This is a genomic window from Ruegeria sp. YTSA105 (genome assembly GCF_059610225.1).
The window spans coordinates 14,284-26,921 of sequence record NZ_JBXWNE010000014.1 but is presented as its reverse complement, the minus strand read 5'-3'; the positions used below and the strand labels follow the sequence as shown (position 1 = coordinate 26,921).

The window sequence follows — 12,638 nt, the reverse complement described above, 5'->3', positions numbered from 1 at the left end:
CCGGTCACAGCCTGAACCGCAAGGAAACCGGCCGGCCGCCCCTGAGGATATCCAGATTGATCCGACGCCCCGGATCGGTCAGCGCCTTCACGACATCAGCAGGTCGCTCGACCCGCGCGCCGTTTATCCCATCGACCACATCGCCCGGACGCAGCCCGGACCGACCGCCATAGCGGCCCGCGTCGACCACAACCACCCCCGTCTGCGACAGCAAAAGCCCCAGCCGCGCGATAACAGCAGGGTTGATCCGCGACACGGTCAGGCCTGGCATCACGGTTTCATCGTTAAGCGTCGTCACTTCCGCTGCCGGAACCTCGGGCGCTTTGACCAAAGCGACCTCAAGTTCAGCTCGGTCCTCGCCGCGCAGTCGCGTCACCACCGACGTGCCGCCCACACCGGCCACTGACATGCGGAATTTCATCTCTGCCGGCGAGTTCACCTCATCCCCGTCGACATGGGTCACGACGTCCCCAACCTGCAACCCTGCCTCGGCCAACGGGCTGAGCGCATGGAGATCCGAAATCACCACACCCTGCGGGATGACCAAGCCCAGAGACTCAGCGATATCCGCACTCATGTGCTGCCCGGCCATTCCGGCCCAGGGGCTGACAAAACTGTCATTGCCGGCTTGCGCTTGCCGCAGGAATTCGGCAACCAGATTGGCAGGGATGGCAAAGCCGATCCCGTTCGATCCGCCAGAACGTGTCAGGATCGAGGTGTTGATGCCAATCAGATCACCGTTTACATCGATCAGCGCCCCGCCCGAATTGCCGGGATTGATCGCCGCGTCCGTCTGAATGAAATAGCCCCGCGCATTGCCCGTCGCCGTACCGGTCCGCGCCAGCCCCGAGATAATGCCCGATGATACTGTCTGCCCGACGCCGAACGGGTTGCCGATGGCCAGAGCCAATTCACCCACCTCAACCAAATCGGAATCCCGCATGTCGATCGAAGGCAACGCCTCGGCATCTTTCAGACGCAGAATGGCGATGTCGCTTTCCTGATCGCCCAGAACCACCTCGGCCGAAAACTCGCGCCGGTCCGTCGTGACGACCCGTATTTCGGTCGCCGAACCCACGACATGGTAGTTTGAGACCACATAACCGTCATCCGTCAGGATCACACCCGACCCCAGCGAATTCTGAACGCGCGGTCGCGGTTCGCCAAAGCCGCCGCCAAAGAAATCCTGAAAGAACGGGTCAGAGAACAGTGAATTCGAGCGCCCTTCGCGCACGATCTTGGCGTAGATATTCACCACAGCCGGCGCGGCTTGCTTCACCACGGGCGCAAATCCAAGGCTGATTTCGACCTGCGTTTGAGGTACTTTTGTTTCGGCCTTGGCTGAAACCGCAGCAACAGTCAGCAAGAGTGAACACAAGACTTTCCGCATGATCCATCCGTCTATTGGGCGCCCTTCGGATATGCGAGGCCCGCGCAGGGATTGCAAGCATCTTAAGGCACTGGGCGCGTTGACTTGGGGCGGAATGGCTGGGAATGTCCGACGAACACAAAGTGCATTTGAAGGAAATATTGTTTTGAGGTCATTCACTCTGAAATGCCTGTCGCGCGGGCGGCTTTTCTCGCTCGCGTTGATCACAACCCTTGGGATAGTCGCCCCGGCGGTACAGGCGGATACCAAACTGGCCATGGGAACCGGAGCGAAAACTGGGTACTATTTCAGCGTCGGCAATCTGCTGTGCAAGTCATTTGTCAAAGCGATGAGCGGTAATAAATGCAGAGCTCGAACCACGGACGGCGCGCTGGAAAACCTAGCAAAGCTGCGCCGCGGCAAATATGACATCGTCGTTGTTCGGTCTGACTGGGCGCTAAATGCACGGGATGGATCGGGTTTTTTCGAAAACAAGAAGCCGGACGCTGCCTTACGCTCGCTTTTCTCAACTCACAGCGTACCCTTGACCGTTATTGCGCGCACGGGGTCAGGGATTACGTCCCTCAAAGACCTGAATGGCAAACGTGTACGTTTGGGCGGGTCGGCATCCCGCTTGGCCAGAAAGCTCCCCTATGCCGAAAGCTGGGATATCTCGGGATTTTGCACAATCAGTTTCGGAGAGATGGACGACCAGCGCAAGGCGTTGTGTAAGGGCGAGATTGACGCCGTCGCCAGTGTCGTCGGCTATCCGTCAAGTCTGATTCAAAAAACAGCCCAGACATGTGCGATTCAACTGGTTGAACTTTCCGGGCGCGATATCGACCGTCTGGTTTCCGGCTCCGACGCGCTCAGCGAAGTGACCATTCCTGCCAATACGTATAAAGGGGTGACGTCACCAACCAAAACTTTTGGCTATAAGGCCATTCTTCTAAGCAGTGCCAACGTGCCCGATGACGATGTCTATGCCTTTGTGAAATCCACCTTTGAAAACCTGCCGCAACTGACGGCCGGCCACCCGGCGCTGAAAGGTTTGCAACCAGCTGATATGATCCGCGATGGCTTGCCAGCGCCACTGCATCCAGGGGCGGCCCGATATTATCGAGAGCGCGGCTGGATCAACTAGGCCAGAGATAGAGTTGTGAAAAAGAAAAACCCCCGCGTCCGAGACACGGGGGTTTTCACATGAAAGCCAGGCTTTCTTATTCTTCGTCTGCGGCCTCTTCGGCGGCGGTACGCGCTTTGTCTGCAGCGCCTTTGGCGTCCAGATCGCGGTCAACGAATTCGATGATCGCCATCGGGGCCATGTCGCCATAGCGGAAGCCTGCTTTCAGGATCCGGACATAACCGCCCTGACGCTCGGCGTAACGGGGCCCCAGGATTTCAAACAGCTTTGCGACGTCTTTGTCTTCTTTCAGCTGCGATGCGGCCTGACGACGGGCGTGCAGGTCGCCGCGCTTGCCCAGAGTGATCAGTTTTTCAACGATCGGGCGCAGTTCTTTTGCCTTGGGCAGAGTTGTCTTGATCTGCTCATGTTCGATGAGCGAGCCAGCCATGTTCGCAAACAGAGCCTTGCGGTGCTCATGAGTACGGTTCAGGCGGCGGTAACCACGTGCGTGACGCATTTTCTAGTTCCTTCTTTAGCGTTTTGCTTTGTCTGGCCGGCGATGCGTGTCACCGACTCTCCTTGGGGCAAGATCGCCCTTGATTCCCCGGCAGCCCGGGCATTGGGGAAGACGCGCTTAAAACGCGTCTTCGAATTTCTTCGCCAGATCTTCGATGTTGTCGGGCGGCCAATCCTCGACATCCATGCCAAGGTGCAGACCCATGCCGGACAGCACTTCTTTGATCTCGTTCAGCGACTTGCGGCCGAAGTTCGGGGTGCGCAGCATCTCGGCTTCGGTCTTCTGGATCAGGTCGCCAATGTAGACGATGTTGTCGTTCTTCAGACAGTTTGCCGAACGGACCGACAGTTCCAACTCATCTACTTTCTTCAGCAGCAGCGGGTTGAACTCCAGACCATCATCCTCGTCCTGACGACCAGCCGCTTCCGGCTCATCGAAATTGACGAAGATCGACAGCTGATCCTGCAGGATTCGCGCAGCATAGGCCAACGCGTCCTCGGGGGTGATCGAACCGTCAGTCTCAATCTTCAGGGTCAGCTTGTCATAGTCCAGAACCTGACCTTCACGCGTCGGCTGAACATCATAGGCGACCTTTTTAACCGGCGAATAGATCGCGTCGATCGGGATCAGGCCGATAGGCGCATCTTCTGGCTTGTTCTTTTCAGCCGAGACATAGCCCTTACCGGTGTTGACGGTCAGTTCCATGAACAGGTCGGCACCATCATCCAGGTGACAGATGACGTGATCGCGGTTCAGAACTTCGATGCCAGCGCTTTCGCTGATGTCCCCTGCGGTGACGATTGCCGGGCCTTTAGCATTGATCGACAGACGCTTGGGGCCTTCGACCTCCATGCGCAGGGCGACTTGCTTAAGATTCAAAATGATGTCGGTGACGTCTTCACGCACGCCCGCGACCGAGCTGAACTCGTGCAGGACGTTGTCGATCTGAACGCTGGTGATGGCCGCACCTTGCAGCGAGCTCATCAGAACGCGGCGCAGTGCGTTGCCCAGAGTCAGACCAAAGCCACGCTCCAGCGGTTCTGCAACCAGCGTTGCCTGGCGCGCAGGGTCGTTGCCCGGCTTGCTTTCCAGCTGGGTTGGCTTGATCAATTCTGCCCAATTCTTGTGGATCATGTAATCCCTCCATTCCTGTCCGCGCCCCATGACCAACAAGGTGCAGACGCCCGAGGTTCAAAATGACGTGCTGGGGCCGTGCGAAAATGCGGGCCCCAGCTCAATTCTAATTCGCTTAGACGCGGCGGCGCTTCGGCGGACGGCAACCATTGTGAGCGATCGGGGTCACGTCACGGATCGACGTGATGTTGAAGCCCACTGCAGCCAGTGCGCGCAGAGCCGATTCACGACCCGAACCGGGGCCCTGAACTTCGACTTCCAGCGTCTTGACGCCGTGATCCTGTGCTTTCTTGCCTGCGTCTTCCGCAGCCATCTGAGCAGCATACGGAGTAGATTTACGCGACCCTTTGAAACCCATGGTCCCGGCCGACGACCATGCAATGGCGTTGCCTTGCACGTCCGAGATCAGGATCTTGGTGTTGTTGAAGGTCGAATTCACATGGGCGACGCCCGATGCGATATTCTTGCGCTCTTTTTTCTTGGTACGAGTCTTTTCGCGTGCCATCGGTCAGACCCCCCTTATTTCTTCTTACCGGCAATGGCCTTTGCGGGGCCTTTGCGGGTACGAGCGTTGGTGTGAGTACGCTGACCGCGAACGGGCAGGTTACGACGATGGCGCAGACCGCGATAGCAGCCCAGATCCATCAGGCGCTTGACGTTCATCTGAACTTCACGACGCAGGTCACCTTCAACGGTGAAGTTAGCGTCGATATGTTCACGGATGGCCAGAACTTCGGAATCCGACAGCTCATTGACGCGACGGTGCGCTTCAATGCCTACGGCTTCGCAGATGGCCTGCGCCGAGGTGTTGCCGATACCGGTGATATATGTGAGGGCGATAGGTACCCGCTTTGCAGTCGGGATGTTTACGCCGGCAATACGTGCCACGTGTCACTTTCCTTTTTGTTGCGGTTCCGTAGCTCCGGAACCTTTTTTCACAACACTTGACCGTGGCAGTGACGCCAGAGGGCCCAGTATTATTCGAGGTGGTCGGGGCAGTTAGGACGAATCCTGCCTGCGATCTTGATTCCCTTTAGGGATGGGGGTCGATATGGGCTTTTGCGCTTGGCGTCAAGGCCATATTGGAGCTAGCCGAGTACGGCCTCGATCGACGCAGTCACTTCCTTGATATCGGCCAACCCATTGACCGGGCGAAGATCGCCTTTGGCGTAGTAATAACCAATCAGCGGCGACGTCTTTTTGTAGTACTCCATCAACCGCGTGCGCAGGCTGTCTTCGTTGTCGTCGGCGCGACGCGTGAACTCTTTTTGCTCACCACAGTTGGTGCAGCGACCATCTGCCGGGATCGGCTTGGTCTTGTCATTATAAACTTCGCCACAGCCCGAACAGGTCGAACGTGCGGTGATCCGATCCACCAGGGCATCGTCATCCACCCGCATCTCGATCACAGTGTGCAGTGACTGGCCCAGCTTGGTCAGCAAAGCCGCCAATGCGTCGGCTTGTGCCAATGTGCGGGGGAAACCGTCAAAGATGAAACCGGCACCGGTTTCGGTGGTCAGCTTCTCTTCGATCAGGCCGATGACAATCTCATCGGTGACCAGCTTGCCGGCATCCATGATGGCTGCGACCTTCAGGCCCATCTCGGTGCCCGAGGTTTTGGCTTCGCGCAGCATATCTCCGGTGCTCAACTGCACCATGCCGCGTGTTTCAACAAGATGACGCGCTTGCGTTCCTTTACCCGCCCCCGGGGGGCCCAGAAGAATGATGTTCATCGACGAGCGGGTCCCTTCCTGCCGCGTTTCTTACCCTTCCCGCGCAGTTGGGACTTTTCGATAAGCCCTTCGTATTGATGCGCCAGCAGGTGGCTCTGAACCTGTTGGATCGTATCCATGGTCACAGAGACGATAATCAGAACCGAAGTACCACCGAAATAGAACGGAATGGCAAACTGGCCCCGCAGGATTTCAGGCAGCAGACAAACCGCCGCCAGATAAGCCGAACCCAGAACCAGAACGCGGTTGACCACGTATTCCAGATACTCGGCGGTTTTCTTACCCGGACGGATACCCGGCACAAAACCGTTCTGCTTTTTCAGGTTATCCGCCACGTCATCCGGTTTGAACGAGACGTTGAACGTGTAGAAATAGGCAAAGAACACGATCATCGACGCGAAGAACAGCAGGTACAGCGGCTGACCCGGACCAAAGTTGGCCAGCAGCCAGGACATGATCGGCCCGTTGGTCGCACCCGATGAGAAGGTTGAGATCGTCACCGGCAGCAATAGCAAAGAGCTGGCAAAGATCGCCGGGATAACGCCAGCCGGGTTCACTTTGACCGGCAAGTGGCTCGAGCCGCCTTCATAGATCTTCATACCGGCCTGACGGCGCGGGTATTGAATATGGATCTTGCGCAAAGCGCGCTCCATGAACACCACAAAGGTGATCACGGCGATGACCATGACGATCACCCCGATGATTACTGCGGGGCTGATTGCGCCGCTGCGGCCACTTGCGAAGAACTGAGCCAACGCTGCCGGAACCTCGGCGATGATGCCAACGAAAATAATCAGAGAGATACCGTTGCCGATGCCGCGCGCGGTGATCTGCTCACCCAGCCACATCAGGAACATGGTGCCGCCAACCAGTGTAATCATAGTCGACAGACGGAAATAGAGGCCCGGATCAGTCGCCAGATCGCCCGACTCCAGCGAAACGGCCAAGCCATAGGCCTGAACGGTGGCCAGCGCCACGGTGCCGAAACGGGTATATTGGTTGATCTTCTTACGACCCTGCTCGCCCTCTTTCTTGAGCTGTTCGAGCGCGGGAACCATCGAGGTCAGCAGCTGAATGATGATCGAGGCCGAGATGTAAGGCATGATGCCGAGGGCAAAGATACCCATCCGCCCAAGCGCCCCGCCGGTGAACATCGAAACCATACCGCCGATGCCCTGCCCCGCTTGCTCCATGAACTCACGCAGGGCCTGTCCGTCGATCCCCGGCACCGGTATAAAAGTGCCCAGGCGATAGACGATCAACAAACCCAGTGTGAACAGGATGCGGTTGCGCAGATCGGTGGCTTTGCCCAAAGCAGCCCAGCTAGTGTTGGCTGCCATTTGTTCTGCTGCTGATACCATAAATCGGTCTCTCTTATGAAAACACCGCCCGGAACCGTTTTCCGGCTCGGGCGGCGTCTTGGAAAACTCTGAGGTCTATGTAAGCGGGTCTTGGCCCGCTCACAAGCGCTTACTCTGCCGCAGCGGCTTTTGTGACCGTCAGTGAACCGCCCGCTTTTTCGACTGCCTCAACGGCAGCTTTCGAAGCACCAGTTACTTCCAGGGTCACCTTGGCGCTGATTTCGCCTTTGGCCAGAACGCGGATACCGTCCAGTTTACGGCGAACCAGACCGGATGCAACCAGTGCGTCCTCGGTGATCGCGGCTTTGGCGTCCAGCTTACCGGCGTCGACGAATTTCTGGATCAGGCCCAGGTTGATAACGGCAAACGCCTTGCGGTTCGGCTTGTTAAAGCCACGCTTGGGCAGGCGTTGGTACAGCGGCATCTGGCCACCTTCGTAGCCATTGATGGCCACACCCGAACGGGATTTCTGACCTTTGATACCACGGCCACCCATTTTACCTTTACCGGAACCGGGACCACGGCCGACGCGGGTCCGTTTCGGTGTGGCGCCTGGGTTGTCGCGCAATTCATTCAGTTTCATTTCGCTTCTCCTTCGCCGGAAATGACCCCGAAGCGTGATGGGTCAAACACGGCATTTCTTGGTTTTGATTCTTGCGGCGCAGTACGCCACCGGAGCCCGATACAGCTTTGTGGCTGAGGATGCAAGTTTTGAAGTGAACAACACCCAAACTGTCTAGCCTTCAGCATTTTGGATTGGCGCGTCCAGTGGATTAATCCGGTGTTTGGCCAGAAGCTTACCCACCAGGCTGTCTGGATCTGGCAGGCCATTATACCTGTTCCTCAGGATCGAACGCATCCGGCGACCATAAAAGTGAATTGAAACTGTGTCCTCGTGGAAGAACCTGGATAAATCGGCGTTTGGGCGTGCCAAAGCGCGCCGTCTGGTAAAGTTCACCGGATAGAACACATGCTCAGGCAGAACAAATTGGTGTTCGCCGGTTTGCCGTAAAGCCCAGGCAAAGGCTGACGGACCCCATGCGCCCCAATATTGCGCGGGCACATTGATCGGATCACCTGCATCCTGTGCCGCACGAAGGGGTTCCTGATATCGTTTGGGCAGCCATGGCGGAATCCGATATGGGTCCGTTGTATATTCGATGAGCAGATCCAGCGCCGGGCTGTCTGACGGAATGCCCAATACGCCGATCGCAATCTCTCCTTCGAGCATTCCGTAAAAATGCCCGGTCTCCGTTGTGAATGGACGCATGCAATAGGCGTCCGTATCCGCCCATATCAAATCGGGCTCCTGCGCCAACATGCGGAATCGGAACTTGTCCGAATGCGGCGCCGGGCTACCAGTACGGCTATGCGCAATGAATTCTGTGCCAGGCATCACATCGCGCGCATCGCGGGTATCCACACCTTCAGGTATCCCTGAGACATTCCCATGGGTGTAGAGGCGAACGGATTGACCGGCATCCAGATAGGATTTGATGCAGAGCTGCTCGAGAAAGCACAGCGGGCCATCCACCCACAACATGCCGATCTGGTAGTCTCGCACTGTGTCAGCCTCGTCATCGCGTTATTGGGACATAGCCTCCTCTAATAATTCTCATGGAAAATTTCCAAACGATCCACAATGCAGAGCGACCAATTTCACCGTGCTTGTGCCTTTCAAGCATGCAGAATCAAAAGAGGCGCCAAATGGCGCCTCGGTGTTGTTCATCCTGCCAGGTTCTCAGCAGTAGACGTGCTTATGCGCAATATCACTTATATCGCACCGGCGGATACCAATGTCGTTCAGTTCACGATCAGTCAGGTTCTGAAGCTCTGAATAGGTGCGGCCGAATTCGGCGCGCAGGGCATAGGCCTCTTTCACGCGGGCAATCAGAGTTGCGATGCGGGCGGTCAGACCAAAGCCTTCGCGGGAAAAAGTTGCTGTGTTTGCCATTTCTATATTCCTTTCTAAACCGGAGCGTATTCTCCAGATTTCGTTTGCGTTCCTATTTTGGACAAAGCTCAAATAAGAACGCCAGATAACGCTAACAACAGAAGATTCGGTCTGGCCGGTATGCATTGGGGGAATGGCAGTGAAAACACTGTTTAGACATCCCACTACAGGCTTTCGTTGAAATAGTCCTTTGGATTTCTCGGCTAAAGATAAGATTTATCAAATTTATATATTTTAATATCTTTTTTCTTTTACGGACCCATATTTTCACTATTCTATCACGTATCCGTGAACTATCGGGCTATTTCGGCCTGTTTTACCATTTTCGCCTCGCACGTTTAGGGCGTCCTCGGCTTCATGAATGAGGATACTCCATGCCTTTGGTTTCAAGCGTTATTAGAAGGTTGCGCTGGATTCAGCGCCGTCCTTCCTTGAAGCAATCGGCAAACCTGTTGCGCAACATTCGGGGCTATCTTCTTCACTCTCAACAAGCCGCCCCGCTGCCGTCTTTGGTGAAAATTGATATTTCGCCGCTGTGCTCACTAGCCTGTCCACATTGCGTCCATGCGAATCCGGCAGGTCGTGACCGACCCTTGCTCAGCGATCAGAAGTTCGGGAAACAGGACAAACTCAGCATTCAGCAGTACCGGCATATCATTGACCAGATCAAAGATCGCGCGCTTGGTGTAAGCCTGTTCTACTATGGCGATCCTCTGGCACACCCGGACCTCACCGACATGATCCGGGCCACGACCGCAGCCGGTTTGGAAAGCCATATCACCACCCATTTCAGCTATCGGCTAAAAGCCGAGAGGATTCATGACCTGGTCGATGCCGGGCTTAGGCATATCACAATCTCTGTTGATGGCGCGACGCAGGAAAGCTTTCAGGTTACCCGTGTTCGCGGACGCCTGGATTTCGTTCTGAACAACCTGCGACTACTGGCTGGCTATAAAAAGAGGAAGGGTCTGAAATCTCCGTTCATAGAAATACAGCATATCTCTTTCCCCCATCACGCCGAGGATGAACTGGATCAGGTGAAGGCCATCGTAGACGAGATTGGTATCGACGCCTTTACCACGTTTGAAGGGCTACGGTTCGATGCAAATGGAGATCTGTACAACGTCGTAGACGACGATCCCGATCGGATTGAAAATGGCCCGCCCCTGTCATCATCCCTCACCCCAAGGTGCCATTGGCCCCACAGCAGCACGGTCATTCGCTTTGATGGCGATGTGATTCCCTGCTGTCTCTGGCGATCCGGCCGCCAATATGTTTCCGACAAGAACCGTGATCCGCATGTGTTGGGAAATGTTTTCGACGAACCACTTGAAACCATCTGGAACAACGAAAAATACAAAGCTCTGCGCCGGCAGGTCTGGAACCCGCGTGCTCATTCCAAACGCGAAGCAGCAGCCAGTTTTTGCGATGGATGCCCCAGGCTGTACGAAAAACCAGGCAGAGAACCCCCGTTGCGCCATGAAGTCGACATTGAGTTTGCAGAAAAAAAGGCGCTCGGGTCATAGCCGAGTTTGCGCCGAGGCACTGAACAGCACCATAAGACGAGCCGGAAAAAAAACGACCGGCCAAACAAGAAAACGCCCCCGATCAGATCGGAGGCGTTCTTAAGTCTTCAAAGAACTCGCGATTAGCCGCGTTCTTCGATGATCTCTACCAGATGCGGGATCTTGTTGACCATGCCGCGGACCGAAGGAGTATCCTCCAGCTCACGGGTTTTGTGCATCTTGTTCAAGCCCAGACCGATCAGGGTCGCGCGCTGTTCGGCGGGGCGGCGGATCGGGGAACCGATCTGCTTGACGACGATGGTTTTTGCCATGGGTCGCTCTCCTTATGCTTCTGCTTCAGCAGCAACAGGCGCTTCGTCCCGCTTGGGCAGGATGTCAGCAACTTTCTTGCCGCGACGCTGTGCAACCGAACGCGGGCTCTGCTCTTTTTGCAGGCCGTTGATGGTGGCGCGGATCATGTTGTACGGGTTCTGCGAGCCCAACGACTTGGACACAACGTCCTTGACGCCCAGCATTTCGAACACAGCACGCATCGGACCACCGGCGATGATACCAGTACCTTCAGGTGCCGAGCGCATAACCACTTTACCGGCGCCGTGACGGCCTTCAATATCGTGGTGCAGGGTCCGACCTTCGCGCAGCTGCACGCGGATCATCTGACGCTTGGCTTGTTCAGTCGCCTTACGGATGGCCTCGGGTACTTCTTTTGCTTTACCCTTGCCAAAGCCGACGCGGCCCTTCTGATCGCCGACAACCACCAGAGCGGCGAAGCCAAAGCGCTTACCACCTTTTACGGTTTTCGACACGCGGTTGATCGCGACCAGACGGTCTGCGAATTCCGGAGTTTCGTCGCGGTCGCGGCCACGGCCCCGACGGTTTTCACGTTCTGCCATTTGGCATCCCTTTTCTCATGTGGCGCATTACGGCGCCGTTGTTTCAATCCAAGTGAGCCTCGACTATTGCCGAGGCCCCCGGATCATCGGGGCAGCTGAGGCGCTGCCCGCAAGTCTTAGATCTTCAGACCACCTTCACGCGCAGCGTCGGCGACAGCCTTCACTTTGCCGTGGAACAGGAAGCCGCCACGATCGAAATAAGCCTCTTCGACGCCTGCCTTCTTGGCACGCTCGGCGATGGCTGCGCCCACTTTCGTAGCCGCTTCGACGTTGTTTGTGCCAACTACACCCAGATCTTTTTCCAGGGTCGAGGCCGAGGCCAGGGTCACACCACGAACGTCGTCGATCAGCTGAGCGCTGATGTTCTTGTTCGAACGGTGAACCGACAGGCGCACACGACCTGCATTGACCTTGCGAAGTTTGTTCCGAACGCGCAGGCGGCGCTTCAGAAACAGGGTTCTTTTGCTGTTTGCCATTGTTTGCGTCCTTACTTCTTCTTGCCTTCTTTGCGGAAGATGAATTCGCCCTTATAGCGGATACCCTTGCCTTTATACGGCTCGGGACGGCGCCATTCGCGGATTTTCGCCGCGACTTCGCCCACCTGCTGCTGGTCGTTACCTTCCACAATGATCACGGTCTGCTTCGGTGCGGTGATGGTGACACCTTCCGGAGCAACGAAATCAACGTCGTGGCTGTAGCCCAGGTTCAGCTTCAGGGTGTTCCCCTGCATCTGAGCCCGGTAACCAACACCCTGGATCTCCAGCTCTTTTTTGAAGCCTTCGGTCACACCGGTTACCAGATTGGCAACCATGGTGCGGCTCATGCCCCATTGCTGGCGGGCACGTTTGGACATGCCACGCGGGTTGATTTGAACCACATTGTCTTCGACCGACAGCGTAACGTCATCAGTCGCAGTGAAGCTACGGGCACCTTTCGGGCCTTTGACTTCGATGGTCTGGCCGGAAACCGAGGCGGTTACACCGCTAGGCAGTTCGACCGGACGTTTACCAATACGAGACATTGAC

At 56.3% G+C, this 12,638-nt stretch carries 16 protein-coding genes; 2 read left to right on the top strand and 14 right to left on the bottom strand.

All coding sequences use genetic code 11. The annotated features are described in order from the left end of the window. Positions 1-4 precede the first annotated feature (4 nt). Positions 5-1,390, bottom strand: a complete 1,386-nt coding sequence (locus AC2FH2_RS15855) for a trypsin-like peptidase domain-containing protein (protein WP_142639757.1) — start codon at positions 1,388-1,390, stop codon at positions 5-7. A gap of 145 nt (positions 1,391-1,535) precedes the next feature. Here AC2FH2_RS15855 and AC2FH2_RS15850 point away from each other — a divergent pair, with 145 nt between their 5' ends. Further along, positions 1,536-2,513 (top strand): TAXI family TRAP transporter solute-binding subunit, encoded by a 978-nt coding sequence (locus tag AC2FH2_RS15850; RefSeq protein ID WP_496824314.1) that lies wholly within the window; start codon positions 1,536-1,538, stop codon positions 2,511-2,513. Between the two features lie 76 nt (positions 2,514-2,589). Here AC2FH2_RS15850 and rplQ read toward each other — a convergent pair whose 3' ends face one another. The 9 genes from rplQ to AC2FH2_RS15805 form a co-directional block, all read right to left on the bottom strand. After that, positions 2,590-3,012 carry a 50S ribosomal protein L17 gene (gene rplQ, locus AC2FH2_RS15845; RefSeq protein WP_142639761.1) on the bottom strand — a complete coding sequence of 141 codons (423 nt, stop codon included), beginning with the start codon at positions 3,010-3,012 and terminating at the stop codon, positions 2,590-2,592. Positions 3,013-3,129: 117 nt separating this feature from the next. Then, the gene (locus AC2FH2_RS15840; protein ID WP_281995981.1) at positions 3,130-4,146 is read right to left on the bottom strand and encodes a DNA-directed RNA polymerase subunit alpha; all 1,017 of its coding nucleotides are present in this window, start codon (positions 4,144-4,146) and stop codon (positions 3,130-3,132) included. A 115-nt stretch (positions 4,147-4,261) separates the two neighbouring features. Next, positions 4,262-4,651 (bottom strand): 30S ribosomal protein S11, encoded by a 390-nt coding sequence (gene rpsK / locus AC2FH2_RS15835; RefSeq protein WP_037311698.1) that lies wholly within the window; start codon positions 4,649-4,651, stop codon positions 4,262-4,264. A gap of 14 nt (positions 4,652-4,665) precedes the next feature. Beyond that, entirely contained in the window at positions 4,666-5,034 is a 369-nt protein-coding gene (gene rpsM, locus AC2FH2_RS15830; protein WP_142639766.1) for a 30S ribosomal protein S13, read from the bottom strand. Between the two features lie 200 nt (positions 5,035-5,234). Next, on the bottom strand, positions 5,235-5,879 hold the full coding sequence (locus AC2FH2_RS15825; RefSeq protein WP_142639768.1) for an adenylate kinase: 645 nt from the start codon (positions 5,877-5,879) through the stop codon (positions 5,235-5,237). Continuing rightward, positions 5,876-7,240, bottom strand: a complete 1,365-nt coding sequence (secY, locus tag AC2FH2_RS15820; RefSeq protein ID WP_271951986.1) for a preprotein translocase subunit SecY — start codon at positions 7,238-7,240, stop codon at positions 5,876-5,878. Before secY ends, AC2FH2_RS15825 begins: the two co-directional genes overlap by 4 nt. A 109-nt stretch (positions 7,241-7,349) precedes the next feature. Next, on the bottom strand, positions 7,350-7,823 hold the full coding sequence (rplO, locus tag AC2FH2_RS15815) for a 50S ribosomal protein L15 (RefSeq protein ID WP_142639772.1): 474 nt from the start codon (positions 7,821-7,823) through the stop codon (positions 7,350-7,352). Positions 7,824-7,976: 153 nt separating this feature from the next. Then, positions 7,977-8,804 (bottom strand): hypothetical protein, encoded by an 828-nt coding sequence (locus AC2FH2_RS15810; protein WP_496824313.1) that lies wholly within the window; start codon positions 8,802-8,804, stop codon positions 7,977-7,979. A 177-nt stretch (positions 8,805-8,981) separates the two neighbouring features. After that, positions 8,982-9,194 carry a DUF1127 domain-containing protein gene (locus AC2FH2_RS15805; protein ID WP_496691902.1) on the bottom strand — a complete coding sequence of 71 codons (213 nt, stop codon included), beginning with the start codon at positions 9,192-9,194 and terminating at the stop codon, positions 8,982-8,984. A gap of 512 nt (positions 9,195-9,706) precedes the next feature. On the opposite strand from AC2FH2_RS15805, the gene AC2FH2_RS15800 reads away from it, so the two are divergent. Continuing rightward, positions 9,707-10,720 (top strand): radical SAM/SPASM domain-containing protein, encoded by a 1,014-nt coding sequence (locus tag AC2FH2_RS15800; protein ID WP_496824312.1) that lies wholly within the window; start codon positions 9,707-9,709, stop codon positions 10,718-10,720. 122 nt (positions 10,721-10,842) lie between these two features. Here AC2FH2_RS15800 and rpmD read toward each other — a convergent pair whose 3' ends face one another. The 4 genes from rpmD to rplF all read right to left on the bottom strand — a co-directional run bounded on the left by rpmD (position 10,843) and on the right by rplF (position 12,634). Continuing rightward, a complete protein-coding gene (gene rpmD, locus AC2FH2_RS15795) occupies positions 10,843-11,031 on the bottom strand; it encodes a 50S ribosomal protein L30 (RefSeq protein WP_008757946.1) in 189 nt (62 codons plus the stop codon). Positions 11,032-11,043: 12 nt separating this feature from the next. Next, the gene (rpsE, locus tag AC2FH2_RS15790; protein ID WP_142639778.1) at positions 11,044-11,613 is read right to left on the bottom strand and encodes a 30S ribosomal protein S5; all 570 of its coding nucleotides are present in this window, start codon (positions 11,611-11,613) and stop codon (positions 11,044-11,046) included. Positions 11,614-11,729: 116 nt separating this feature from the next. Further along, positions 11,730-12,089 carry a 50S ribosomal protein L18 gene (rplR, locus tag AC2FH2_RS15785; protein WP_142639780.1) on the bottom strand — a complete coding sequence of 120 codons (360 nt, stop codon included), beginning with the start codon at positions 12,087-12,089 and terminating at the stop codon, positions 11,730-11,732. An 11-nt stretch (positions 12,090-12,100) separates the two neighbouring features. After that, entirely contained in the window at positions 12,101-12,634 is a 534-nt protein-coding gene (gene rplF, locus AC2FH2_RS15780) for a 50S ribosomal protein L6 (RefSeq protein WP_058272374.1), read from the bottom strand. Between the last annotated feature and the right edge of the window lie 4 nt (positions 12,635-12,638).

Excerpts from the sequence above, each read along its gene's own strand:
- rplQ (WP_142639761.1), bottom strand. The coding sequence starts at position 3,012 with ATGCGTCACGCACGTGGTTACCGCCGCCTGAACCGTACTCATGAGCAC.
- rplF (WP_058272374.1), bottom strand. The coding sequence starts at position 12,634 with ATGTCTCGTATTGGTAAACGTCCGGTCGAACTGCCTAGCGGTGTAACC.
- rpmD (WP_008757946.1), bottom strand. The coding sequence starts at position 11,031 with ATGGCAAAAACCATCGTCGTCAAGCAGATCGGTTCCCCGATCCGCCGC.
- AC2FH2_RS15840 (WP_281995981.1), bottom strand. The coding sequence starts at position 4,146 with ATGATCCACAAGAATTGGGCAGAATTGATCAAGCCAACCCAGCTGGAA.
- rplO (WP_142639772.1), bottom strand. The coding sequence starts at position 7,823 with ATGAAACTGAATGAATTGCGCGACAACCCAGGCGCCACACCGAAACGG.
- rpsE (WP_142639778.1), bottom strand. The coding sequence starts at position 11,613 with ATGGCAGAACGTGAAAACCGTCGGGGCCGTGGCCGCGACCGCGACGAA.
- AC2FH2_RS15805 (WP_496691902.1), bottom strand. The coding sequence starts at position 9,194 with ATGGCAAACACAGCAACTTTTTCCCGCGAAGGCTTTGGTCTGACCGCC.
- rpsK (WP_037311698.1), bottom strand. The coding sequence starts at position 4,651 with ATGGCACGCGAAAAGACTCGTACCAAGAAAAAAGAGCGCAAGAATATC.
- AC2FH2_RS15825 (WP_142639768.1), bottom strand. The coding sequence starts at position 5,879 with ATGAACATCATTCTTCTGGGCCCCCCGGGGGCGGGTAAAGGAACGCAA.
- secY (WP_271951986.1), bottom strand. The coding sequence starts at position 7,240 with ATGGTATCAGCAGCAGAACAAATGGCAGCCAACACTAGCTGGGCTGCT.
- rplR (WP_142639780.1), bottom strand. The coding sequence starts at position 12,089 with ATGGCAAACAGCAAAAGAACCCTGTTTCTGAAGCGCCGCCTGCGCGTT.
- AC2FH2_RS15855 (WP_142639757.1), bottom strand. The coding sequence starts at position 1,390 with ATGCGGAAAGTCTTGTGTTCACTCTTGCTGACTGTTGCTGCGGTTTCA.